General features: G+C 69.9%; 21 protein-coding genes and 1 pseudogene. 8 read left to right on the top strand and 14 right to left on the bottom strand.

Annotation, left to right across the window (positions count from 1 at the left end; all coding sequences use genetic code 11):
• Positions 1-298: 298 nt before the first annotated feature.
• The gene (locus ACFY2Z_RS40360; RefSeq protein WP_390748977.1) at positions 299-685 is read left to right on the top strand and encodes a hypothetical protein; all 387 of its coding nucleotides are present in this window, start codon (positions 299-301) and stop codon (positions 683-685) included.
• Between the two features lie 291 nt (positions 686-976).
• Here ACFY2Z_RS40360 and ACFY2Z_RS40355 read toward each other — a convergent pair whose 3' ends face one another.
• From ACFY2Z_RS40355 to ACFY2Z_RS40305, 11 genes are all read right to left on the bottom strand, one after another.
• Positions 977-1,897: an MBL fold metallo-hydrolase gene (locus tag ACFY2Z_RS40355; RefSeq protein WP_390748976.1), complete on the bottom strand. Its 921-nt coding sequence runs from the start codon at positions 1,895-1,897 to the stop codon at positions 977-979.
• Positions 1,898-2,129: 232 nt separating this feature from the next.
• Positions 2,130-3,563 carry an NAD-dependent succinate-semialdehyde dehydrogenase gene (locus ACFY2Z_RS40350; RefSeq protein ID WP_390748975.1) on the bottom strand — a complete coding sequence of 478 codons (1,434 nt, stop codon included), beginning with the start codon at positions 3,561-3,563 and terminating at the stop codon, positions 2,130-2,132.
• A 31-nt stretch (positions 3,564-3,594) separates the two neighbouring features.
• A complete protein-coding gene (locus ACFY2Z_RS40345; RefSeq protein WP_390748974.1) occupies positions 3,595-4,572 on the bottom strand; it encodes an alpha-ketoacid dehydrogenase subunit beta in 978 nt (325 codons plus the stop codon).
• Entirely contained in the window at positions 4,560-5,558 is a 999-nt protein-coding gene (locus ACFY2Z_RS40340; RefSeq protein WP_390748973.1) for a thiamine pyrophosphate-dependent dehydrogenase E1 component subunit alpha, read from the bottom strand. Before ACFY2Z_RS40340 ends, ACFY2Z_RS40345 begins: the two co-directional genes overlap by 13 nt.
• A gap of 29 nt (positions 5,559-5,587) precedes the next feature.
• Entirely contained in the window at positions 5,588-6,307 is a 720-nt protein-coding gene (locus ACFY2Z_RS40335) for an ABC transporter ATP-binding protein (RefSeq protein WP_390748972.1), read from the bottom strand.
• 1 nt (position 6,308) lies between these two features.
• Complete coding sequence (locus tag ACFY2Z_RS40330; RefSeq protein ID WP_390748971.1) at positions 6,309-7,043, bottom strand: ABC transporter ATP-binding protein; 735 nt, start codon at positions 7,041-7,043, stop codon at positions 6,309-6,311.
• Positions 7,040-8,080, bottom strand: a complete 1,041-nt coding sequence (locus ACFY2Z_RS40325) for a branched-chain amino acid ABC transporter permease (protein WP_390748970.1) — start codon at positions 8,078-8,080, stop codon at positions 7,040-7,042. The genes ACFY2Z_RS40330 and ACFY2Z_RS40325 overlap by 4 nt, the downstream gene beginning before the upstream one ends.
• Before the next feature lie 2 nt (positions 8,081-8,082).
• Positions 8,083-8,961, bottom strand: coding sequence for a branched-chain amino acid ABC transporter permease (locus ACFY2Z_RS40320; protein WP_390748969.1), 879 nt, complete (start codon positions 8,959-8,961; stop codon positions 8,083-8,085).
• 4 nt (positions 8,962-8,965) lie between these two features.
• Positions 8,966-10,237: an amino acid ABC transporter substrate-binding protein gene (locus ACFY2Z_RS40315; RefSeq protein WP_390748968.1), complete on the bottom strand. Its 1,272-nt coding sequence runs from the start codon at positions 10,235-10,237 to the stop codon at positions 8,966-8,968.
• Between the two features lie 74 nt (positions 10,238-10,311).
• Positions 10,312-11,595, bottom strand: coding sequence for a M24 family metallopeptidase (locus ACFY2Z_RS40310; RefSeq protein WP_390748967.1), 1,284 nt, complete (start codon positions 11,593-11,595; stop codon positions 10,312-10,314).
• A 5-nt stretch (positions 11,596-11,600) separates the two neighbouring features.
• A complete protein-coding gene (locus ACFY2Z_RS40305) occupies positions 11,601-12,599 on the bottom strand; it encodes an NAD(P)-dependent oxidoreductase (RefSeq protein ID WP_390748966.1) in 999 nt (332 codons plus the stop codon).
• Positions 12,600-12,807: 208 nt separating this feature from the next.
• On the opposite strand from ACFY2Z_RS40305, the gene ACFY2Z_RS40300 reads away from it, so the two are divergent.
• On the top strand, positions 12,808-13,845 hold the full coding sequence (locus ACFY2Z_RS40300; RefSeq protein ID WP_390748965.1) for a LacI family DNA-binding transcriptional regulator: 1,038 nt from the start codon (positions 12,808-12,810) through the stop codon (positions 13,843-13,845).
• A gap of 471 nt (positions 13,846-14,316) precedes the next feature.
• Here ACFY2Z_RS40300 and ACFY2Z_RS40295 read toward each other — a convergent pair whose 3' ends face one another.
• From ACFY2Z_RS40295 to ACFY2Z_RS40285, 3 genes are read right to left on the bottom strand one after another with little or no spacing between them, the layout of a single operon-like run.
• Positions 14,317-14,772, bottom strand: coding sequence for a hypothetical protein (locus ACFY2Z_RS40295; protein ID WP_390748964.1), 456 nt, complete (start codon positions 14,770-14,772; stop codon positions 14,317-14,319).
• Positions 14,769-15,758, bottom strand: a complete 990-nt coding sequence (locus tag ACFY2Z_RS40290) for a metallophosphoesterase family protein (protein ID WP_390748963.1) — start codon at positions 15,756-15,758, stop codon at positions 14,769-14,771. The genes ACFY2Z_RS40295 and ACFY2Z_RS40290 overlap by 4 nt, the downstream gene beginning before the upstream one ends.
• On the bottom strand, positions 15,758-16,000 hold the full coding sequence (locus ACFY2Z_RS40285) for a plastocyanin/azurin family copper-binding protein (protein WP_390748962.1): 243 nt from the start codon (positions 15,998-16,000) through the stop codon (positions 15,758-15,760). The genes ACFY2Z_RS40290 and ACFY2Z_RS40285 overlap by 1 nt, the downstream gene beginning before the upstream one ends.
• Between ACFY2Z_RS40285 and ACFY2Z_RS40280 the strand changes: the two genes are divergently transcribed.
• From ACFY2Z_RS40280 to ACFY2Z_RS40255, 6 genes and pseudogenes are all read left to right on the top strand, one after another.
• Positions 15,990-16,148: a hypothetical protein gene (locus tag ACFY2Z_RS40280; protein WP_390748961.1), complete on the top strand. Its 159-nt coding sequence runs from the start codon at positions 15,990-15,992 to the stop codon at positions 16,146-16,148. The genes ACFY2Z_RS40285 and ACFY2Z_RS40280 overlap by 11 nt on opposite strands.
• Positions 16,149-17,093: 945 nt before the next feature.
• Positions 17,094-17,696: a sigma-70 family RNA polymerase sigma factor gene (locus ACFY2Z_RS40275; RefSeq protein ID WP_390748960.1), complete on the top strand. Its 603-nt coding sequence runs from the start codon at positions 17,094-17,096 to the stop codon at positions 17,694-17,696.
• 25 nt (positions 17,697-17,721) lie between these two features.
• Positions 17,722-18,510 (top strand): zf-HC2 domain-containing protein, encoded by a 789-nt coding sequence (locus ACFY2Z_RS40270; protein ID WP_390748959.1) that lies wholly within the window; start codon positions 17,722-17,724, stop codon positions 18,508-18,510.
• An 895-nt stretch (positions 18,511-19,405) separates the two neighbouring features.
• Positions 19,406-19,834 (top strand): ATP-binding protein, encoded by a 429-nt coding sequence (locus ACFY2Z_RS40265; RefSeq protein WP_390748958.1) that lies wholly within the window; start codon positions 19,406-19,408, stop codon positions 19,832-19,834.
• Between the two features lie 229 nt (positions 19,835-20,063).
• Positions 20,064-20,480 (top strand): hypothetical protein, encoded by a 417-nt coding sequence (locus tag ACFY2Z_RS40260; protein ID WP_390748957.1) that lies wholly within the window; start codon positions 20,064-20,066, stop codon positions 20,478-20,480.
• Positions 20,481-20,941: 461 nt separating this feature from the next.
• Positions 20,942-22,672 (top strand): annotated as a pseudogene (locus ACFY2Z_RS40255) (ATP-binding cassette domain-containing protein); the annotation flags it as partial.
• Positions 22,673-22,826: the final 154 nt, after the last annotated feature.

The following is a 22,826-nucleotide window of genomic DNA, read 5'->3' as shown; positions in this document are numbered from 1 at the left end:
AACCGACGAGACCACCCTGCCCACCGAACTCACCGCATAGCCTCAAAAAGAGATCACCGAGTGGCCGTCGATACACCACTCCAGCGGACGTGACCAACCCCACCGGCACGATGCGGACCCAGTGGTAGTCAGATTTCGCGCCTGTTGCACGGCCCGCCTCCGTCGCGCTCACCCTGCTGCTGCCCGACGCGGTCTCCGTGGACAGTTGGGACCTCGCCTTCTCCGGCCGCGGCCGGCCAGGGTGCCGCCCTTGCGCAGAACCGCAAGCAGTCCTCGGCGTTCTGGTCCGAGCTCACCCATGATTCCTGCGCGGCGGCCCGCTCTGCAGTGGAACTTCACCTCCGCGGCCACCGGGGCCGAGTCGACCCAGTCCCTGCCACTGATCCAGCTCGACTATGGTGTGGACACCGACACGGCGGGCCGAGCCGACAGGCGTGCCGAGCTGACGGTCACCGCCTCGCACCTACCCGGCACCACCGCCGCCATCGGGAAGCTCTCCCTGAAGGTGTCCTACGACGACGGCAGGACCTGGCACACGAGCGACCTGCCCGCGAACCGACCTGAGCGCGCCGAAGTCGGCGGACTTCGCCACCCTCCGGACCACCGCCCGGGACAACGCCGGGAACACCGTCTCCCAGACGATCACCCGCGCCTTCGGACTGCGCTGACATCACCGATGGGTTGATCAACCGGGCGGGGCTCAGTCCACGGCCCCGCCCGGCCTCACGGGCACCAAGTCATGACCCTGCCCCGCTCCGCACTGACTGCTCGCACCGTCACTGAGCGCGCCCTTCCTCGCCGCCAGGTACGGAATTCCCGCAATCGCCGACGGGACATCGATCGGCGGAGCCTGGTGGTGAACGGAGGGGGGACGCCGTCTGAGCACGTGGCGCCCGTCGCTCCCGCAGGGTCACTTCGTGAGCGCGGGCCGGAAGATGGACTGTCCGGCCTCGCGCGGCCCTGCCGACGCGCGCCTTCACGGTAGGTCGGCGAGAGGGGCGCTCGGCTGCCAGGCGACGGGGAGGACGACGTCGACACCGTCGCGGCGGGCCAGGGGCAGCAGTCGGCTCATCGTGGCGTCGATGTCGTCCAGGAAATAGGGCATGGGCCTCAGGGGCCGGTGCAGACCGACGAAGAAGTCGTCCCAGTGCACCAGGACGACCCGGCGGGCCCCGGTCGCGGCCACGACCTCGTCCCAGTACGTACGCAGGAACTCGGTCGACTGCTTGCCCAGATTGCCGATGCCGAGATAGACGACGTCGGCGGACCGGCCTCGCAGTGCGCCGGGGCGGAAGTTGGCACTGGCGTGCAGCAGGATGCGGCCCGTCGGATGGGCGACGAGCACGCTGTAGGCGGTGCCGGTCTTCCATGCACCGGCCCGGGCCGGTGGCACAAGGGGCCGGTCGACGGTGCCGGGATAGCGGTCACCGGGGCTGTGCACGGAGTCCAGGAAGGTGAGGTCGAAGCGGCCGTAGGAGACGGCCTCCCCGTCCGCGACCACGCGCAGGGACGACTCCGGCACTCCCAGGCCGCGGCCGATGTTCGCGGTGGAGGGCGATCCGACCAGCTCCGCGCCGGTCTCCAGCGCCCACACCGGCGCATCCAGGGCGTGATCGTAATGGGAGTGAGCGCAGACCACCGCGGCCAGACTCTTCACCCGCAGTCGGTCGATCGTGGCGTGCACAAGAGAGCGGTCGGGCGCGATCCTGCCCAGGGCGACGCGCAGCATCCCCGGCCGGGTGACGAACCCGTCACTGAGCACGGAGGTCTCCCCGTCCGACAGGAGAACGGAACTGGTGCCGAGGAAACGGGCGACCACCCCGTGATCGCTCGTCATCGGGCGCTGCTGGTACGACAGATGGTGGCGCAGGCTCGGATGACCGAAAGGCATTCTCATGCCTGCATCCTCACCTGAAGTGAGCCCGGACCGGCAACAGGGATGGGCCCGCCCGTGCCGGGGCGCCGGCGCTGCCCAGCACGGTGTCTGCTCCCCCAGAGCCAGGTGAGCGGCCCCTGACCGGTCAAGACGGTCAGGGGCCGTTCCGTTGTGCGTTGTCCGCTCACGACCGTGGTTCCCCCATGCTCGTGGTGTCAGACGTAGTCCCTGCTGAACCGGGCCGTGCCTGTGCTCACCAGTGCACGGCGATGTACTTGCTCTCGGTGAACTCAAGCAACCCCTCGTGGCCGCCTTCGCGTCCGACGCCGGACTGTTTGACGCCGCCGAACGGGGCTGCCGGGTCCGATACGACCGGGCGGTTGAGGCCGACCATGCCGGACTCCAGTGCCTCGGACACCCGAAGGCCCTCGGCCAGGTCCCCGGTGTAGACGTAGGACACCAGACCGTACTCGGTGTCGTTGGCCATCCTGATCGCCTCGTCGACGTGGTCGAAGGAGACGACGGGCGCGACCGGGCCGAAGATCTCCTCCGTCAGGATGGGCGCGTCCGGGGGGACATCGCCCAGCACGGTCGGGAGGTAGAAGTAACCGGCGCGGTCAGGGGCCGTGCCGCCGGTGAGCAGCCGGGCCCCGGCGTCGACGGTCCCTGAGACGAGCTCGCCGACCTTCTTCCGGGCCGCCTCGTTCACCAGCGGTCCGACGTCGACACCCACGTTCAGTCCGGGGCCGACCGTGAGCGCCGCCATGGCCGAGGCGAGGCGGCGGCCGAACTCCTGGGCGATCGAGGCGTGTACGTAGAAGCGGTTGGCAGCCGTGCACGCCTCTCCACCGTTGCGCATCTTGGCAACCATCGCCCCGGCGACCGCCTCGTCGAGATCGGCGTCGGCGAGGACGACGAAGGGGGCGTTCCCGCCGAGTTCCATGGAGGCGTTCACCACCGATCCGGCCGCTTGGCGCAGCAGTTCGCGCCCCACCTCGGTGGACCCGGTGAACGACACCTTGCGGACCCGGGGATCGGAGAGCAGGACCTCGGCGATACGGGCGGAGCGGCGTGAGGGAACGATGTTGACCACACCGTCCGGCACGCCTGCCTCCGCGAGCAGCGCCCCCAGCGCGAGGGCGGTCGACGGGGTGTCGGAGGCCGGCTTGAGGACGACGGTGCAGCCCGCGGCGAGGGCTGGGCCGATCTTGCGGGTGGCCATGGCGGCGGGGAAGTTCCATGGCGTGATCAGCAGCGCGACGCCGACGGGCCGGCGCAGCACCATGATCTTTTTGGTACCGGCCGGCGCCGTCAGGACGGACCCGGCCGCACGTACCGCCTCCTCCGCGTACCAGCGGAAGAACTCCGCCGCGTATGCCACTTCGGCCCGCGCGTCCGCCAAGGCCTTTCCGTTCTCCCGGACGATGAGCTCCGCGAGCGACTCGGCGCGCGCGGTCATGAGCTCGAAAGCCCGCCGCAAAATCTCGCCGCGGTGGCGCGGTGCGGTGGCCCGCCAGCCGTCCAGCGCGGCATGGGCGGCGTCCACGGCCGCCACCGCGTCCTCCACGGTGGCGTTCGCGACCTCCGCGAAGGGTTCGGCGTGCGCGGGGTCGACCACCTCCAGGGTTCCGCCGTCACGAGCCGGCCTCCACCGACCGCCGATGAGCAACCGAGTGGGTGTCTCCATATCAGTGATCACGATCGGCCTCCCGAGCCGGTCAGTCGACGCTCTTGGCGACGGTCTCGACGATGCGGGCGATGCTGGGCAGGGTCGCGTCCTCCAGGGCGTCGGCGGCCGGCAGCGGCACATGCGGGGTGGTGATCCGCACCAGCGGCCCGTCCAGGGAGGTGAAGCCCTCCTCCGCGACGATCGAGACCAGCTCAGCGCCCCAGCCGCACAGGCGGGGGTTCTCCTCGACGGTGAACAGGCGTCCGGTGTGCTCGAGGGAGCCCAGCACCGTCCTGACGTCGAGGGGCACCAGGCTGCGCAGGTCGATGACGGTGGCGTCGATGCCGTGCTGCTGCCGGAGCCGCTCGGCGGCGGCGACCGTGCGGGGCACCATCAGGCCGAGCGAGACGAGCGTGACGTCCCCGCCGTGCCGCAGCACCTTCGCCGTGCCGAGCTGGTCGACCAGGTCACCCTCGGGCACCTCGGCCTTGGTCGGGTACAGCCCCTTCGCCTCCAGGAAGACGACAGGGTCGGGGTCGCGTACGGCCGCGGCCATCAGGCCCACGACATCGGCGGGGCTGGAGGGGGCGACCACCTTCAGTCCCGGGACGGCCATGGCCCAGTTGGCGATGTCCTGGGAGTGCTGGGCGCCGAAGCGCAGGCCGCCCCCGTTGCCGGACTTGATGACCAGGGGGAAAGACATCTGACCACCCGTCATGTACCGGGACTTGGCGATCTGGTTCACCACGATGTCCCAGCACACCGCGAAGAAGTCGGAGAACATGATCTCGGCGATGGGCCTCAGGCCTGTCATGGCCGCACCCATGGCGGCTCCGAGAATGGCCTGCTCCGAGATGGGGGTATCGCGCACGCGGGCCGGGCCGAACTCGTCGAGCAGGCCGGCCGTCGTCTTGAACACGCCTCCGGCGGCGGCGATGTCCTCGCCGAGGAGGACGATCGACTCGTCCCGCCGCATCTCCTGCGCGATGCCGCGGGCGACCGCGTCGCGATAGGTCAGTTGCGCCATGTCGCACCTCCGTCAGCCCATACGTCCTTCAGCACCAGGTCCTCACTCGGCTGGGGTCCCGCCTTGGCCTGCTCGGTGGCCTCGTCCACCAGGCGGGCGGACCCGGCCTCGATGTCGCTCAGGACGGACTCCGCTACGCCGAGGTCGAGCAGCCGCCGCCGGTAGGCCGGGACGGGGTCGCGGTTCAGCCACTCCTCGACCTCCGCCGCGGGGCGGTACTTGGCCGGGTCGGCCCGGGAGTGGCCGCCGTGCCGGTAGGTGAGCGCCTCGATCATGGTGGGTCCTTCACCGCTGCGGGCCCGCTGGAGGGCCATGACCGCGACCTCGTGGACGGCGTCGGCGTCGTTGCCGTCGACGGTGACGGGCTGTAGACCGTAGGCCGGGGCACGGTCGGCGGCGGGGCGCGGCACGGCGGTGATGGTGCTGGTGCGGGTGTACTCCATGTACAGGTTGTTCTCGCACACGAAGACCACCGGAAGCTTCCAGATCACCGCGAAGTTCAGCGCCTCGTGAAAGGCACCGATGTTGGTCGTGCCGTCGCCGAAGAAGGCGACGGCCACCTGGTCGGTACCCCGGTACTGCGCGCTCCAGGCGGCGCCGCAGGCGATCGGGAGGTGGGCGCCGATGATGGCGTAGGAGCCCATCATGCCGTGCTCGACGCTGGTCAGGTGCATGGAGCCGCCCTTGCCCGCCATGAGGCCGTTCTCCCGGCCCAGCAGTTCGGCCAGGACGGGCCCCATCGGCACGCCGCGGGCGAGGGTGTGGGCGTGGCCGCGGTAGGTGGCGAACGTGTAGTCCCCGGGCCGCATCGCGACCCCGAAGGCGGCGGCGATGGCTTCCTGGCCGAGGGAGAGGTGGCTGGTGCCCTTGACCAGGTTCTGCAGGAAGAGGTCGTGGGCGCGTTTCTCGAAGGCGCGCAGTTCCACCTGGAGCCGGTAGAGCTCCAGTCTGGTCGCGGTGTCAGGCACGGGCGGTGCCGTGGTCATCGGTGCCTCCAGGGCGGGGTGAGGGGCTGTCATCGGGCGGTGCCCAGGTAGAGCCGGGCGACGGCAGGGTCCTCGAGCAGGTGCGTGCCGCCGGCGGTGAGGCGAACCACGCCGGATTCGAGGACGGCCCCGACGTCTGAGGCCGCGAGCCCGGAACGGGCGTTCTGTTCGACGAGCAGGACGGTGCGGCCCGCGGCGGCGAGTTCGCGGATACTGGCGAAGACCAGCCGTCGGGCCTTGGGGTCCAGGCCGATCGAGGGTTCGTCGAGCAGGATCAGCTTGGGGTCCAGCACCAGGGCCCGGGCCAGTTCCACTTGTTTCTGCTCTCCTCCGGAGAGCGATCCGGCATGCTCGCGGGCACGTTTGGCGCACAGCGGGAAGGCCGCGACGGCCATGTCGACCCGTTGGCGGAGCAGGGCGCGGTCCTTGAGGCTGTAGCCGCCCATGAGCAGGTTGTCCCACACGGTCATGGCGGGGAAGAGGCTGCGGTCCTGCGGGACGTGCACGACTCCTAGGTCGAGCCGGGCCCGTGGGGAGAGCCGGGTGATGTCGCGGCCCTGGAGGACGACCGTGCCCTCGCGCGGCCGGACCAGGCCGCTGACTGTCTTCAGGACCGTGGACTTGCCGGCTCCGTTGGGTCCGACGAGGCAGGTGACGGTGCCCGTCTCGACGGTCAGGTCGACTCCTTTGAGGATGTCGCCCGCGCCGTAGCCGGCCACCACCGAGGTGAGGGTGAGCAGCGGCTCCATGTCAGCTCCCGAGGTAGGCGTCGAGGACGTCGGGGTGGGCCTGGACCTCGGCAGGTGAACCGGTGACGAGCCGGTGTCCCTGGTCGAGCACGATCACGGGGTCGCACAGCCGCATCACGAAGGGCATGTCGTGCTCGACGACGAGGAAGGTGGTGCCGGCCGCGTGGCGTTCGCGGATGTGCCGCTCCATGGTCTCGATCATCACCGGGTTGACCCCGGCGGTCGGTTCGTCGAGCAGAACCAGGGCCGGGTCGCTCATGAGGACCGCGGCGAACTCCAGCAGCTTGCGCTGGCCGTAGGAGAGCTCGGCGGCCGCGAGATCGGCCACAGGTTCCAGCCGGAACTCGTCCAGCAACCGGTCGGCCCGCTCGCGATCGGTCCGCGCCACCCTTGCCGTCGTCAGCAGTTGCCGCCAGTTGTGGCCGCCGGCCGCGACGAGGTTCTCGACGACGGTCAGCTGTGGGAAGACACGCGCCTGCTGGAAGGTGCGCGACAGTCCTGCCCGGTACAGGCGGCCGCTGTCGAGGCCGGTCACGTCGCGCCCTCGGAAGCGAACCTGGCCGGCGTCGGGGCGCAGATAGCCGGTGATCATGTTGAAGAGCGTGGTCTTTCCGGAACCGTTGGGACCGATGAGGGCGGTCACGCTGTTCTCGGCGACGTCGAAGGAGCAGTCGTCCACGGCCCGCAGGCCGCCGAACACCTTGGTGAGACCGTCGACTTCGAGCATGGCGGTCATGGCCGCTCCCCTCCCGCCCCGATCGTCCCGGTGGCGAGGGTCGAGTTCGGCCGGGCCAGGCTTGTCCGGGTCGTATCGTCGGCCTTGCGGCGTCCTCTGCGCCGACGCAGCCGGTCCTGGAGGGTGGGCAGGATGCCGCGCGGGAGCAGAAGCATGATGAGCAGAAAGACCAGGGCGTAGGCGATCAGGTAGACCTGGCTGCCGCCGAGTCGGTAGGCGAGGTACTGCTGAGCGGACTCGAGGATGAACGCGCCGAGCACGGGACCCCAGAGGGTTGCCCGGCCGCCGAGGAAGGTCATCAGCACCACCGCGATCGTGATCAGGGGGTCGACGGCGAACTGCGGGTAGATGAAGCCCTCGTAGTAGGCCCAGACCGCTCCGACCACGGTCGTCAGACCTACGCTGACGCAGAACGCGAGGAGCTTGATGCCGGTGACCCGGACGCCGATCCCGCGTGCCTTGTCCTCGTCCCCGCGCACCGTGGCCAGCCCGAGGCCGATCTTGCTGTGCATCACCGCGAAGGTGACCCCCATGGCCAGCGCCAGCAGCAGGAGCAGGACGTAGTAGAAGGGGCGGTCGTAGGTCGCTGTGGAGAACGGCGCCGGCGGGATGGCCAGGCCCTGCGCGCCGCCGGTGACGCCGGGCAGGTTGAAAGCGAGGCCCTGGGTCACGAACAGCAGCGTGATGGTGACGATCGCGAAGACGTCGGCGCGGGTCCGCATGGCCACCGCCCCTATGGGGAGGCCGACCGCCGCGCCGATCAGCCCGACCACCGGCAGCAGCAGGAGCGGCTCGTAGCCGGTGGTGACGGGGTGGTGCCCGAACCAGATCGCCTCTGTGTAGGCCCCGATGCCGAAGAAGGCGGCGTGGCCGAGCGACGGGTAGCCGCCGAAGCCGCCGATCAGGTTCCAGGCACTGGACATCACCGCGAACATGAGGGTGAAGATCAGCAGGTTGATCGCCCAGTGGGCGAGGTTGACGGCGGGCAGCAGGGCCAGGACCGCGAAGAAGGCGGGGGCCCGGGTGTGTCGCAGCACTCTCACAGGGCACCTCTTGCGGTCGTGCCGAACAGGCCTTGGGGCCGGATCAGCAGGATGGCGAGCAGCAGCACGAAGAAGGTCATCTCCGACCAGGCCGGGGAGATCGTCGCGGCCACCACGGCGGAGGATGTGGCCACGATCACGGCTCCGGCGACTGCGCCACCGACACTGCCCAGACCGCCGAGGATGACGATGGACAGCAGCCGGGAGATCAGGTCGTAGTGGCTGCCCGAGTTGAAGGAGTAGAGCAGCCCGTACACCGAACCCGCCGCCGCGGCGGTGGCCGACCCGAGCCCGAATCCGAACGCGGACACCCGCTCCGCCTCGACGCCGAGCAGGAGAGCGGATTCCGGGTTCTGCACGGTCGCCCGCACGGCGCGGCCGAATCGGGTGCGCTCCAGCAGCAGCCACAGCAGACCCAGGGCCGCGAGCGACAACAGGAAGGCCCAGAGCCTGACCAGCGTGATGTGGAATCCGAGGACCGTCCAGCTGTCGTTGCTGTAGCCGGTATTGATGCTGCGGTAGGTGGTGTGCCAGGTGAGGCTCATGACGCCTTCGAGCAGCAGCGCCGCGGCGAAGGTGACCAGCAGGCTGAGCTCGGAGCGGTCCTCGCGCCGCAGTGGCCGGAGGAAGAGCCACTGGATGGCGGTCCCGAGCACGAACATGACGATCGTGGTGATCGGGATGGCGAGGAAGGGATCGATGCCGAGGGAGGTGAACAACTGGTACGCGAGGTAGGCGCCGAGGATCACCATGGCTCCCTGCGCCAGGTTGACGACCTTCATCACGCCGAAGATCAGGGTCTGCCCGGAAGCCATCAGCGCGTAGACGCCGGAGGTCAGCAGGCCCAGGATCAGGCCTTGGACGAGCGCGTGCACGCGATCACCCGCCCCAGGCCGGTTTGGGGTGGACCGCCTTCGCCTGTGCGACGCCGGTCGGGTAGACCGGGACCAGCTTGCCCGTCTGCCACTGGACCAGCGCGAAGGAACCGGTGGGCGCGCCGTCGGAGTTCCAGGCGAGGGTGCCCAGCAGGGTGGGCCATGTGCCGGAGTGCAGCGCGCTGATGAGCGTGGCGTTGTCGAGCTTGCCGGTCTTCCGAGCGACCTTCTCCAGGAGTTGGCCGCAGGCGTAGGCCTCGGCCGAGGTGTTGTCGATCGTGTCGACGGTGCCGCCGTACTTCTTCACGTACGCGGCGGCGAAGTCGCTGCTGCCGGGGGCGGTGGAGGTGGGGAACCAGTCGCCGGCCGAGGTGATGCCCGTGGTGTTGGCGGCGCCGACCTTGTCGGGGAACTCCCTGGGCGAGTTGGCGCCGTTCGACATGAAGACGAACTTCGGGTTGAACCGTAGCTGCACCAGGCTCTTGACCTGGGCGTAGGCGTCGTTGTTCTGCGTACCTGCGACGAGTACGTCGGGGTGGGCCGCGGCGATGCCCGACACGACCGGCGACATGTCCTGCGTCTCCGCCGGATAGATCTGCTTGTAGACGGTCCGGATGCCGGCGGCCTCGAAGGCCGTGCGGATGTTCTCCGCGATGGGGCCCGCGAACGGGTCGTCGAGCTCGGCGTAGGCGGCGGTCTTCGGGCGCTGCGAGGCCGGCAGAGACAGGATCCAGTCGGCGAAGACCTTGCCGGATTCGACGCTGGGCGCGGGCTGCACGAAGAACAGGTTGTGCAAGTGCTGGGCGAAGACCTTCGGTCCGCCGCCGGCCGGCTCCAGGAAGGCGTAGCCGTAGCGGCGGGCCACCTGCGAGGCCGGGACGGTGAGCAGGCTGGAGAAGGGGCCGAAGACCAGGTCCACGTGGTCGCGATTGATGAGATTCTGGTAGTTGGTGATGACCTGGGTGGGGCTGGAAAGATCATCGACGACCTTGACCTGGACCTTGCGTCCGAGCAGGCCGCCGTGGGCGTTCACCTGGTCGGCCCACAGCTGGTAGCCGCGTTCGACCGCCTGTCCCGAGTCGGCGAAGTCGCCGGTCAGCGAGACGGAGGCGCCGATCACGAGGGGGCCGCCGCGGTGCCCGCCTGCGGCCGGACCAGAGCCGGCACCGGCGGGCGATGCGCAACCGGCGGCGAGGAGTGCGGCGCAGCAGGCCGCGAGGAAGGACAGCCGGCGTCCGCCGGCGCGGGTGAGGCGAGGGTTGGTGGGGTGTCTCATGGTGCGTTCTCCTGACTCGTCCTTGAGTGCAGTGCGCGCGGGCGTGCGTGGAGACGGGCTGGGGCCCCGGGGGCTCAGTACGCGTTGGCGACGAAGAGCTCCTGGGCTGGGAACTTCGTCAGGATCTGCGGGCCGGCGGCGGTGACGACGACTTCCTCCTCGATACGTGCGGCGGAGAAGCCGTCGTCGGCCGGGCAGTAGGTCTCCAGGGCGAAGACCATGCCCTCCTGGAGCTCGACCGGATGTTCCAGGCTGTTGAGCCGGCTGATGACCGGCCGCTCGTGCAGGCCCAGCCCCAGGCCGTGGCCGAACTGGAGGCCGAAGGCCGCCCGCTCGTCTGCGAAGCCGAAGTCCTCCGCGCGTGGCCACAGCCGGGCGATGGCGTCGGTGCCGACACCCGGCTTCACCGCGGCGATGGCCGCGTCCATCCACTCCCGGGCGCGGGTGTAGGCGTCACGCTGGGAGGCGGTGGCACTGCCGACGCCGAAGGTGCGGTAGTAGCAGGTGCGATACCCGTTGTAGGACTGGATGACGTCGAAGAAGGCCTGGTCGCCGGGGCGGATGAGACGGTCGGAGAAGTTGTGCGGATGCGGGTTGCACCGCTCGCCGGAGACCGCGTTGATCGCCTCGACCTGGTCCGAACCCATCTCGTACAGGCGCTTGTTGGCGAGTGCGACGATCTCGTTCTCCCGAACGCCCGGTTTAAGCGCCTCGGCGATGTCCTGGTAGACGCCGTCCACCATGGCCGCTGCCATGGACAGCAATGCGATCTCGTCCTGGTTCTTGATCACGCGCGCGTCGAGCATCAACTGCTGCGCGTCGACCACCCGCAGCCCCTGACGCTGCATCTCGAAGAGGAACGGCGGCTCCACGATGTCGACGCCGACCGGCAGATCGGCGACTCCCGCGTCCTCCAGCAGGCCCCGGATCTCACGGACCGCCGCCTCCATGAGGCCGACCGCCGGCGCGATCCCGCCGCGCAGTCCGAGCATGCCGGCCCGGCAGTCCGCCGGCGCCAGCCAGGGTGCGTAGAGCTGGTGGTGGCGCGCCGCCGAGCCGAAGTCCCACAGTACGGGACCGGCGTCGCGGGTCAGCAGCGCGTAGCGCGTCATCTTGTCGCCGAGCGCCCCGCCGATCCAGGTTTGCGTGGTGTAGCGGATGTTGTAGAAGTCGAAGAGCAGGAAGGCACCGCACTCGCTCGACTCCAGCGCCGCCCGGGCACGGGAGAGCCGGTAGGTGCGCAGACGGTCGTGGTCGACACGCTGCTCGTGGTCGACTGCGCTGTGGCCGTAGGCGGGTATCGGCCGCGCTGCGGCGGAGGGGAGGCCCGGGGCCAGCACGGCGTTGGTGTCGGCCATCGGGCTCAGCCCTCCTGGGCGGCGGCCGGGCTCAGGCCGTCGTCGACGGGGACGTTCTCCGGGGTCAGCTCGATGCCGGAGCGCCGGGCCTGCTCCAGGATCAGCGTCGCGAAGTCCTCCTCGCGGTGTCCGGCACCGACCGCGGCCGCCACGAGCTGGGCTGCCGCCGAGGCCACCGGCATCGGCACTTCCAGCTCACGGGCGGCGGCGAGGCCGAGGTCGAAGTCCTTGCGCAGCAGCGGCATCGTGAAGGTCGGTGCGAAGTCCAGGTTGACCAGGGCCGGCGACTTGTATCTGGTGAAGGCCGAGCCCATGACGGAGTCATTGAGGAACTCGAGGAAGGCCGCGCGGGACGCACCGCCCTGCTGGGCCAGAACGGTGATCTCCGAGAGCGCCTGGATCACGACCCCGAGGAAGACGTTGTGGGCGATCTTCACCAGGCGCGCGGTCTCTCCCTCGCCCACGTAGGTGCAGCCACGGCCGAGGCGGCCGAGGAGCGGCTGCGCGGCGTCGAAGGCCGTGCGCGGTCCGGAGACCGCGAGCGTCGCCTGTCCGGCGGCGACGACCTTGGGATTCCCGCTGACGGGCGCGGCCAGGAAGTCCGTGCCGCGCTTGGCCGCCTCGCCGCGCACGAGCGCCGACACCTCCATCGAGACGGTGGAGTTGTCCACGATGAGGCCCGGGGTGGCTGACGGATCGGTGAGCACCCCGTTCTCGCCCAGGGTCACGGCCTCCAGGTCGGCGGAGGCGGACACCATCGTGAAGACGATGTCGCGATCGGCGAGCTCGCACGGCCGGTCGACAACCGTGGCGCCCCTCTCGGCGAGCTGTTCGGCCTTGGCACGGGTGCGGTTGCACACGGCGACGTCGAATCCGGCGGCCAGCAGGCGCTCGGCGAGCTTGCGGCCCATCCGGCCGGCGCCGATCCAGCCCACGGTAGGGCGTTCCTTGCTGAGGTAGGGCATGGCCTGCTCCATCTGGGAGGTCGGGCTAACGGCAGACATGCACTCGATTGCAGGCGAGCAGGGTCGTTTTGTGGTGGCCTCGTTCGAGACTCTCTGCAATCGGTTGCGAAGACCATGCGGCCCAGGTCTGGCTTTGTCAACGGGTCCGGCAGCAACTCTCCGGTGCGTCAAGTACAAACGAGATCCACCCATCGGATCCACGGTGCAATCGGTTGCGGTCACTCATTGCCGCGCACTACGGTGAAGCATGAGCAGACGACCAACGATGGCCGATGTCGCGCGCGCGGCCGGGGTGCACAAGGCCACCGCCTCGCGTGCCCTCAGCCCGCACTCGAGCGGCCAGCTCAATCCGGAGACGGTCCGCAGAGTCCTCGCGGCCGCCAAGCAGCTGGGCTACACGCCGAACGCCGCCGCGCGGAGCCTGCGCACGAGTCGCTCCCGGACGGTCGGCGTGCTCATCCCGGACCTCACCAACCCTCTGTTCCCGCACCTCGTCCGCGGCATGGAGGACGTACTGCTGCCACGCGGCTACACCGCGCTCCTGGCCAACACCGACAACGACGAGGCGCATGAGCGCACGCAGTTCCAGGCGCTGACAGGCCGCCAGGTGGACGGGTTCATCGTGGCCACCGCCCGCCGGGACCACCCGCTGCTGCGCGAGGCACACGAGGCGGGAATCGCCGTGGTGCTCATCAACCGCACCACGGACCAGCCGCTGTTCCCCTGCGTCTGCGGGGACGACGCCACCGGCATCGGCCTGGCCGTGGACCACCTCGTCGGCCTCGGGCACACGGCCATCGCCCATGTCTCCGGTCCCCGGACCCTCTCCCCCGGCGTCGTTCGCGCCCAGGCGTTCCACTCCGCTCTGGCCGCCCACGGAATCGACCCCGGCTCGTGCCCGGTCATCGACGCGCCCTCCTACTCGGAAGCGGCCGGGGCGACCGCCGCCGACGAGCTGCTGGAGCGCTCCCCGGCGATCACGGCCATCGTCGCCGGCAACGACCTCATCGCCCTGGGAACCTTGCACACCCTGCGCCGACGGGGCCTGCGCTGCCCGCAGGACGTGTCGATCATCGGGTTCAACGATATGCGCTTCGTCGACGAGTTCCAGCCTCCACTCACGACCGTGCACGTCCCTCATCACGAGCTCGGCGCGGAGGCGGCCCGGCTCCTGCTCGACCAGCTGGAAGGAGAGGACCGCGGGACCGGGGTCCCCAAGAGGGTGCTCCTGCCCGTCGACCTGGTGGTCCGCGCGTCGACCGCACCACCGCCGCACCGACCCTGACCGTCCTCCGTCGACAGCCACTCAGGCGCCACTGGGTGTGGCGTGTGCTCGGACGCGGAGGCCACGGTCATGGTGTTCGCCCCTCCTAGCACCCTTCCGTCCGTATCGGCAAGGACCACCCATAGTCCCTGGTCGTCCTCCGTGTCCCTGTCGCCGCCCAACGGACCGCGGACGTGGGCCCGAACAAACCTGCCGTCTGCACTGACCACGACGGAGCGCTGTCAGCGTAGAGGTGGTCCTTGTCGTGCGCGTACTCGCCGAACGACAGGCGCAAGAGGGTGCAGCCGCCGTCCCAGCAGCCCGGTCGAGCCTCTGAGGCCCGCTCCCCAGCGCCCTGGCCGCGCCACTTTCGATCGATGACGGTGTCGCCGGAGCGGATGCGGCGGTGTCCGCCGGCGTGCACGCGGTGCGGTCGGTGAAGACCACCGGTGCGACGCCCGCAGGCATCCCGGCTGGCTTCGTGTTGGCGGTTCAGTTGGGTGGTGTGCGGGTGGTCGCCCGGTTCCAGGTGGGTGTCCTGACGGGCGGTCGGGCAGCTCGCTGTCGTCCGGTCACGATCACTTGCCAGATGGCGAGAAGCAGCAGCGTGCCGGTTTCGGCGACGAGGCTGAGGACGGCTTGCGGCGCGGGCTGCAGACCGTGCTCCGTGAATCCGAACACGCCTACGGTGCGCGAAGCGGTGAAGCCGCCGAGGGCGCCGAGCGCGACCCCTGCCGCGACGGCCCTCAGCAGCAAGGGGGGTGTCCTGATCATGAGCAGGGCAGCGAGGGCGAAGGCAGCGCTGGCCTGGAGCAGGAACAAGGGGCCGATGATGTGGACGAAGCGGTACTCATCCATGTAGAGCTGGGCGTGGATGTATCCGCCGGCCGCGAGGGTTGCGGCGGTCGCCGACCGCAGGGTGGGGACGAGCAGTCTTTGGACGTTCATGCCAGCCTCTGGTCTTTGATGGCCAGTTCGCGGTCGCCTTGGCGGTAGCCGACGCTGCGGATGCCGAGTGCGTCTTTGAGCTGTCGGGCGGGGACGACCTGCGGGGTGGGGGCGGGGGCGCGGCCCGGTTTGGGCAGGGGGTAGGCGGTGGTGGTGGCGGAGTGGAAGGTGATGTTGCCCTCTGTCTTGGTGAACAGCTGGTGGACGTGCCCGTTGAGACAGGTGACGGACGAGAAGCGGCGCAGGAGAGCGATCACCTTGAGGGCGTCGTCGGTGCTCCAACCCCACTGCGGGTACATGGCGAACAGCGGGATGTGGCTGAAGACCACGATGGGGGTGTCCGACGACAGCCCGGCGAGGTCCTTGCGAACGAAGTCGATCTGGTCGTTGCCGAGGTGGCCGAGCTTCTCGAGGCTCAGGGTGTTGACCAGGGCGATGAAATGCACGCCGTGGGTGTCGAAGCTGTACCATCCGTCGCCGAGTGTGCCCATGCCGAAGGTCCGGCGATAGGCGCGGCCCGCATCGCCGATGGAGTCGTGCTCGCCCGGTACGGTGAAGACGCGGTCTGTCTTCATTCGGGCCATCATCTGCTTGACCTGGTCGAACTGACTGGTCGTGGACAGGTGTGTCAGGTCGCCGCTGTGCATGACGAAGTCAGGCCTGAATCCGAGCGAGTTGACCTGGTTGATCGCTTCGGTGAATGAGCCGGCCACGTCCGTGTTCGCCGGGCCCTGGAAACCGATATGGCTGTCGGACACCTGCACGAACCGCAGCGCGCCGCTTCCCGCCTCGGCGGCCCCGGCGTTGGTGCCCCGGGAGTCCGCGATATGACTGATCACCTCCCCACTGGCCACGGTCAGCACCACCGCACCGCCGAACCACCCTGCATGCCGCATGAGTTGGCGTCGAGTCATGCCGTGTTCGCTTGGGGGCCGACGGACGTCGTCGGCCAGTGCGCCGTCGTGAGTGTCGTGATAGTCGGCCATCAGGTCACCTCCACGGTGCCGGTCATGAACGGATGGATGGTGCAGAGGTAGGCGTAGGTGCCGGGTTTGGTGAACGTGTAGTTGTAGGTGGCGTGGGTGGCCAGGGCGGCGGAATGCAACGGCCCGCCCGATCCTGCGCTGGTGACGGTGTGGGCGTCGGTGTCCTGATTGGTCCACGTCACCGTCGTGCCCACTTTGACCTTCAGACTGGCCGGGGAGAATGCGAAGTTCTTGATCGCCACGGCGTTCCCGGTCACCGGCGCGGCCGGCGCGCCCGTGCTCGATGGACTCATGGGCATGGTCATGCTGGGCATCGGCGAGGTGCCGGGAGCGGTGCCCGCCGGGTTCGCCGGCCCCGTGGCCCCGGGCGTCCCGGCCGTCTGGTGCTGACCCGGCCCGGGTGTGATGGTGCCGGCTCCGGTGGACGAGGAGTGCGACGACTGGCCGCATGAGCTGAGGAGCCCCAGTGCGCCGGCAGTGGCGACGGTGGCGACGGCCAGTCCGGCCGCAGCGCGTGATCGCCGGCCAGGTGTGCGGAATTTCAGGTGCATGGTGTCCGTTCCTCACTGATCAGGCGGAGAGGGGGCTGCGCCGGCGGAGGGCGCAGGCAACCGCAGGGATGTGGGTGGATGTCGTGTTCACGGGTGCGCGCTCCTCACGGCCCCGAACGAGCACGGGCGCTGCCCCGTACCGACGCGGACCTCGACGTGCCTCGCGCTGCACATCCGCCCCCGCGCTGCACACCCGCCCTTGCGCGCCGCGAAGGTGCAGGCGGCATGAGGCAGTTCCCCCTGCGGGGAGCCGCGAGGGACTCGGGGCCGGTCGGCGGTGCCCGTAGGGATGGTGCGCACGCTGGGCCAGGTGGAGTTCTGCCCCCGAGGCTGCGCAGCCCTCGACCGCTGTGCGTGTCGAGAGCCGCGTAGAGCCGTCGACGAGGTGTGCGCCGGGCATCGGCCGGGGCTGCGTGGTGCCGCCGAGTTCGATCCACGGGGGCGGGCTGATCGCGGTCGGAGCCGGGAGCACGTGGCGTGGCGTTTCTCGGTCACCTCTGACCCATCCTTTGTCATATGGGAGTCGATGAGGGATGACGCGTAAGTGGGCCCTTGTCCGCATCCACGGACGGCGGTGGTCCCACGGTTCGGTAGATATGCACTTTTTATGAGATCTCGTGGTGTCGCCGCGGATAAGCCGGCCTCCCCCGGGGCCGCGCACACCTGACCCGGTGGCGCCGTACGGCGCGGCACGGGCATATCGGCCTGCGGCGGCCGCAGAGCGCCATCTGCTCCGCGCCGTGCATTACGGGACAAAGTGGGACATGTGCGTAATGATCGGTCCATGCCCTGGAGTCCCCGAAAACGTGGTCCAAGGACCGATCCGGATCGCTCCGCGCACCGTGTCTCTGGTAGAGGGACCCTCTCGACCGCAGACGAGGAACTGCTGCGCACTCTGTACGCGGAGCACGCAGGGCCCCTGTTCCACTACGTGCTGCGACTGACCTCGGGAGATCGGCAATGGGCGGAGGATGTGGTGCAGGAGACGCTGCTGCGGGCGTGGCAGCATCCCGCCGCGTTCGACCCCGCACGCGGCCCGGCCCGGGCATGGCTGTGTACGGTCGCGCGGCATCTGGTCATCGACGCCCACCGAGCCCGGCAGGCCAGGCCGGCCGAGGCCGGCGGCGATGCGCTGGAGCGAGCCGCCGAGCAGCAATCGGGCGAGGACGAGATCGAGCAGGCGCTGCAGAGCTGGGCGGTTGCCGAGGCCGTCCGGTCACTGTCCCCGGACCACCGCGCCGTCCTGCTGGAGACCTACTACCGGGGTCGGACCATGGCGGAGGCCGCACAGGTGCTGGGCATCCCGCTGGGCACCGTGAAGTCACGTACGTACTACGCCCTGCACGCCTTGCGGCTGGCGCTTCAGGAGCGGGGGATCGAGCCATGACCATGGCGGGCAGGAGGCGGCGACCATGAGTGCGGAGCACGACGCCCTCCGGCTGGCGCTGGGAGGGTACGTCCTGGGCACGCTGCCCTCGGAGGAAATGGCACGCGTGCGCGTCCACCTCGCGCAATGCGCCGATTGCCGGGCCGAACACACCCAGCTGGCGGGGTGTGCCGCGCTGCTGGCGACAGTGACCGAAGCCGAAGCCTCAGGCCAGACGGTGCCGGCGGCCGAGGGCGACCTGGCCGACCGGCTGGTGGCACGGGCAGCCGAAGACGCGCAGGGCTCCCCGCCCGAGCGGCCCGGTGTGCCCGCAGGGTCACAGGCGCCGCAGGGGGGTGCGCTGGAGAGGTTGCTTCAGCAGGCCGCGGCCCGGCGCCGCAGGACCTGGCGTCTGCAACTGGCCGGCGCTGCCGCCTCACTGACGTTCATCGCGGCAGCGGCCGGCGGCACATGGCTGGCGACTGTCGGATCCCTGGGCAGTCAGGCGAGGCCCCCTGGACCGACCGCGCCGACCGCCTGGCGCACCTTCTCCGGAAGCGATCCCACCACCGGCGTCTCCGCCTCGGTGAAGGTCTCGCCCTCGGCCTGGGGCAGTGTCCTGCAGGTCTCCGCCAAAGGGGCACCCGCCGGAATCACCTGCCGACTGCAGGCGGTCGGGCCCGGCGGAGCGAGGGCGGACGGCGCCACCTGGCGGGCAGGCGAGTACCCTCCCGGCACCACGATCCCAGGGGCGGTTCCCATGTCCCCGGGAACCATCGAGCACTTCGAGATCATCGCCGGCAACGGTCAGAAGCTCGTCACAATCCGCGCGTGAAGCGACGGGAGCCCATGCGGCCCCGTCGACGGGGCGGGCTCCTGGCGCACCGACCGCCTCCTCGCGTCCCGGCGCGGCTCGCAGGAAAGGCGCACCGACCGCGACAGGGCCGACCGCGGCACACTTCGGGCGTCCACCCACCGCCCCCGCCACGCGTGCGGCTGTCGGGTGTGAGCGCACGGCGGCACGAGAGCGCCGCGTGCACGGCGGCCCCGCAGGCCGACGCCGGTACCTCGCCGGCCGCACGCTGATCAGCGCCACGGGCGTGGTGGCGGCTGGTGGCCCAAGCGGCTGCCAGAGACCGGAAGAGGTCACCTGCGCGGCCGGACTGATCGAGGTGAAAGCCGTCCGGGTGTACGACCAGCCGATCGAGGGGCGGCCGCATGCGGTCGTCGAGCTGGCAGCTGTGGTGCCACACGTTCCCAGGACCGGTCGGCTGCTGCGGCTGCTCGGCCTGCACAATCTGTCAGCAAAGGACTGTGTCGGCACCGGGGTGGCAGTTCTGCGTCCCGGTCGCGAGGGTCTGGCCCGCCACCGTCACACGGCGTCCGGGCCACGGCAGACCGGCCACCACGCAGGGGCCCGGATCCTGCTCACGGCGCGCCGACGGTTTCCGGGAGCTGGTCGAACTCACCCCCGATTCCGGCGAACCGGCACGGTCTCAAGCGACTTGGTGCACGAGTGCGCCGACGGAGCGTGCAGCCGGGCCATCGACATTCACGTGACCCGCAAAAATCCAGCAAAAGGGGCGAACCACTCGAACCGTTCCGTGTGCCTCGACCGTGGAACTGAATGAGCGCGCCCCTACAGGATCCGGCCCACCGACCGCCCCCGAAGGGGTTGGCGGGTCTCCCCCATTCCGGTCTCCGCACATCCACAGAAGAGCCAGAAGACCATGTTTGTGACCGACTCCCCCAGCCCGAGTTCACTGCTCGGCCAGCCCTGCGACCACCAGGCACTGCTCACCCTGCCCGCGCAGGAGTCACACGTCCCCGCCGCTCGTCACTTCGCGGCCGATCTGCTGGCGACCTGGAGCGTGCCCTCAAGCGAGCGGGACTCCGCCGTACTCATCATCGACGAACTCGCCGCCAACGCCGCCCAGTACGGCCACGAGCGCATGACCCTGCTGCTCGTCCTCGACCACGGCACCCTGCACATCGTGGTCAGCGACTCCGGCACGGCCGTGGAGCACCCCCGCCCCGACATCGCCCCCGACGAACACGGTCGCGGCACCGGCATCGTCCAGTACCTCGCTCAGTCGACCGAGATCCACCGGACGCGCAACGGCTGCGAAGTCCGCGCCTGCCTGAGGTGCTCGACATGACCGGCCCGGGCGTTCCGCGCGAGCTGCGGTGCCGGGTCACCAGACGGCCACGCAAGTGGGGCCTCGCGACCCACAAGCCGCGCCCCGTCGACAGCTGCCCGGGCCCGGCCCAGGCTCCCATGCGGTCCGCGGCACATCCACCGGCCCTCGATCACAGCCACCCCGACCACGACACGGTGCCGTGTCGACGCTGCGGCGCCGGCCCCTGCGAACCGGCGGAGTGGTGACCGTGGACCTCACCCCGAACAGCCGTGAGGACACCGGCGCCCCGCCAGCGCACCAGGCATACGCGAATGAGCCCGATCTGCGCCGCGAGATGCACCGAGTGCTCGCTCTCGGGGCCGAACGCGACGGCCGCCAGGCCAGGCCCGTCACCGGCCCCCCGGTCGACGCGACGGCCGCCGAACGGGCCTGGCTGCTACGCCGGGCGGCCCTCATGGACCGGATGGCCCTGCATGACCCCGGCCCCGGCCCGGTCGCAGCCGCCGCGGAAACCGCCGAGCAACTCGTCCTGCACGACCGCCGCCATCCCGACCTGGTGGCCGGCCCGCTCCACCCCGACGCGATCACGCTCGCCTCCGGACGTCGCCTCTACGTCCGCCAGGAGTACGCCGCCTGGACGGCCGCCGGGCGCCCCGGAACCTGAACCTCCCCCGACCCGTCAGGAAGAAGGACACATGACCCGCAAGGAGATCGAAACCCGGCACGCCCCCGCAGCAGCCGGCCAACTCCACCCGCCTCGCCCTCCACGCCCGGCCGCCATGCGTGGACATCGCGCCACCCGGCGGCAGGAACGGTCACGTCAGGAAAGGCCGGCAGACGCATCGCGGCCGAGCGCGAAGACTCATCAGCCGTTCCCGGTGTCAGACGGTGGTTGCTCCCAGGGGCAGTGGCTGGGCGTCCGTCCGGCCCAAACGCCCCCGCACATCTCGGGGGTACGGCAGCCGGCGCCGGTGGCGCGTACGCACCCGTGCCCGCGCCCTCGGCCGTGTCCCACCTCCTGTATCGGGCGGGCTTGTGAGTGAGACATCGCTCCGGGCACCCGGCTGTGCCTTCGACTGCACGGACCATCCCGACGGGTTCGAGCGGGAGTCGTTCCACCGCGGCGGCGAGGGCGATGCCTGCCTTGCCGGCCATCAGCCGCGGGAGCATGCCGGCACCGGCGAGGTCTGTCTCGATGTCCAGGACCTGACTGTGGTCGTGGGCCATGGCCACAGGATCCTCCACAAGGTGTCCTTTCCTGTCGGCGAGAGGTGTCTGCTCGCGATAGTCGGACCCAGCGGGGCAGGAAAATCCACGCTCCTCAACGCCCTCACGGGCCTGCGCCCAGCGGATCGCGGCACGGTGCTGTACGACGGACGTGACCTCTACCGCAACTACGCCGAACTCCACCGGCGCCTCGGGCTCGTCCCTCAGGACGACATCCTGCACACACAGCTCCCCGTGCGGCGCGCCCTCAGTTACGCGGCCCAGCTGCGCTTTCCGCAGGACACCGCGCCGGCACAACGGCAGGCACGGGTCGAGGAGGTCATCCGGGAACTGGGCCTGGGAGAACGCGCCGACCGGCCCATCCACAGCCTCTCCGGAGGGCAGCGCAAACGCGTCAGTGTGGCCCTGGAGCTACTGACCAAGCCGTCCCTGCTGTTCCTCGACGAGCCGACCTCCGGCCTCGACCCCGGTATGGACCGCTCGCTGATGCGCATGCTGCGCCGCCTCGCGGACGATGGACGAACCGTCATCGTTGTCACCCACAGCGTGCTCAGCCTCGACGAATGCGACCTCCTGCTGGTGCTCGCACGTGGCGGCGAAGTCGCCTACTACGGACCACCGTCCGAGGCCCTGCCCTTCCTCGGCTTCGCGGACTGGCCAGAGGCATTCGTGGCGTTCGAGACAGCGGGCGACCGCGAATGGGCGAAGGAGTACCGGCACTCACCTCACCATCAGCGGTACGTCACGGACTTCAGCATGCAGCAACCCGCCTCCCGGGCTCAGGCGCGGCGAGCAGGACCACCCCTGCGGCGACAGACGTGGGGCTCCCAGCTCGGCACGCTGGCCAGACGCTACGCTGCCGTTCTTGGCACCGACCGTACCTTCCTGAGCGTCATGATCGCGCTTCCTGCAGTGATGGGCGTCCTGACCCGGTTCATCGCCGGCAGCCGGCTCAACCGTGACACGGCAACCAGCGCCCTGCTTGTCCTGTGCATCGGCGCCGTACTGACCGGCGCGGCCAACGCCGTGCGCGAGCTGGTCAAAGAAAACGTGATCTACCAGCGGGAGCGAGCCGCCGGCCTGTCCAGATCCGCCTACGTGACGTCCAAGATTCTGGTCCTCGGCACCATCACAGTGATCCAGGCCGCCGTGCTCGCAATGGTGGCACTCTCCGGTGTCGACCTGAACGCGCCACGGGGCCTGGGGGTACTGATGCCGCCGCTTGCCGAAATCACCCTCGTGCTGACCCTCCTGGCTTTCGCGGCAATGACGCTCGGCCTCCTCCTCTCAGCGCTCGTACACAAACAGGAGGTGACCATGCCGCTGCTCGTACTGCTGGCCATCGTCCAGGTGGTCTTCTGCGGCGCCCTGGTGAAACTCCACGGAAGGCCCATCGTCGAATACCCAGCATGGCTGGCGCCCTCCCGATGGGCGTTCGCCGCGATGGCCGGAACCATCCAGCTTGCCTCCGTCCTCCCGGACAAGAAGGTGAAAACCGATCCGCTCCTGCAACACACGGCCGCCGCATGGCTGCTGAGCACCGGCATGCTGCTCTTGCTGTCAATCGTCTTCGCAGTGGCCGTCGCCTGCCTGCTACGGCGCCGCGAACCCGCCATGATGCGCAAGTAGAGCCCCGGCAAAAGCCCGCCCCCCGGCCGGCCCGGCCCGGGGCACGAGCCCACCCATCCCAGTGAGAAGGTGAAGACTATGTTCCGCAACGCACTTGAGCCGTGGCACCTGGTGCTCCTGGTTCTGGTGATCGTCCTCGTGTTCGGCTCGAAGA

The sequence above is a fragment of the Streptomyces sp. NPDC001222 genome (assembly GCF_042896945.1).
Lineage (GTDB): Bacteria > Actinomycetota > Actinomycetes > Streptomycetales > Streptomycetaceae > Streptomyces > Streptomyces gibsoniae.
This window is presented reverse-complemented; position numbering and strand designations above follow the sequence as displayed.

Coding starts and splice junctions, on each gene's coding strand:
- ACFY2Z_RS40340 (WP_390748973.1), bottom strand. CDS start 5,558: ATGACCACGGCACCGCCCGTGCCTGACACCGCGACCAGACTGGAGCTC.
- ACFY2Z_RS40335 (WP_390748972.1), bottom strand. CDS start 6,307: ATGGAGCCGCTGCTCACCCTCACCTCGGTGGTGGCCGGCTACGGCGCG.
- ACFY2Z_RS40305 (WP_390748966.1), bottom strand. CDS start 12,599: ATGTCTGCCGTTAGCCCGACCTCCCAGATGGAGCAGGCCATGCCCTAC.
- ACFY2Z_RS40350 (WP_390748975.1), bottom strand. CDS start 3,563: ATGGAGACACCCACTCGGTTGCTCATCGGCGGTCGGTGGAGGCCGGCT.
- ACFY2Z_RS40295 (WP_390748964.1), bottom strand. CDS start 14,772: ATGAACGTCCAAAGACTGCTCGTCCCCACCCTGCGGTCGGCGACCGCC.
- ACFY2Z_RS40270 (WP_390748959.1), top strand. CDS start 17,722: ATGAGTGCGGAGCACGACGCCCTCCGGCTGGCGCTGGGAGGGTACGTC.
- ACFY2Z_RS40355 (WP_390748976.1), bottom strand. CDS start 1,897: ATGAGAATGCCTTTCGGTCATCCGAGCCTGCGCCACCATCTGTCGTAC.
- ACFY2Z_RS40290 (WP_390748963.1), bottom strand. CDS start 15,758: ATGGCCGACTATCACGACACTCACGACGGCGCACTGGCCGACGACGTC.
- ACFY2Z_RS40310 (WP_390748967.1), bottom strand. CDS start 11,595: ATGGCCGACACCAACGCCGTGCTGGCCCCGGGCCTCCCCTCCGCCGCA.
- ACFY2Z_RS40360 (WP_390748977.1), top strand. CDS start 299: ATGATTCCTGCGCGGCGGCCCGCTCTGCAGTGGAACTTCACCTCCGCG.
- ACFY2Z_RS40275 (WP_390748960.1), top strand. CDS start 17,094: ATGCCCTGGAGTCCCCGAAAACGTGGTCCAAGGACCGATCCGGATCGC.
- ACFY2Z_RS40345 (WP_390748974.1), bottom strand. CDS start 4,572: ATGGCGCAACTGACCTATCGCGACGCGGTCGCCCGCGGCATCGCGCAG.
- ACFY2Z_RS40330 (WP_390748971.1), bottom strand. CDS start 7,043: ATGACCGCCATGCTCGAAGTCGACGGTCTCACCAAGGTGTTCGGCGGC.
- ACFY2Z_RS40265 (WP_390748958.1), top strand. CDS start 19,406: ATGTTTGTGACCGACTCCCCCAGCCCGAGTTCACTGCTCGGCCAGCCC.
- ACFY2Z_RS40315 (WP_390748968.1), bottom strand. CDS start 10,237: ATGAGACACCCCACCAACCCTCGCCTCACCCGCGCCGGCGGACGCCGG.
- ACFY2Z_RS40300 (WP_390748965.1), top strand. CDS start 12,808: ATGAGCAGACGACCAACGATGGCCGATGTCGCGCGCGCGGCCGGGGTG.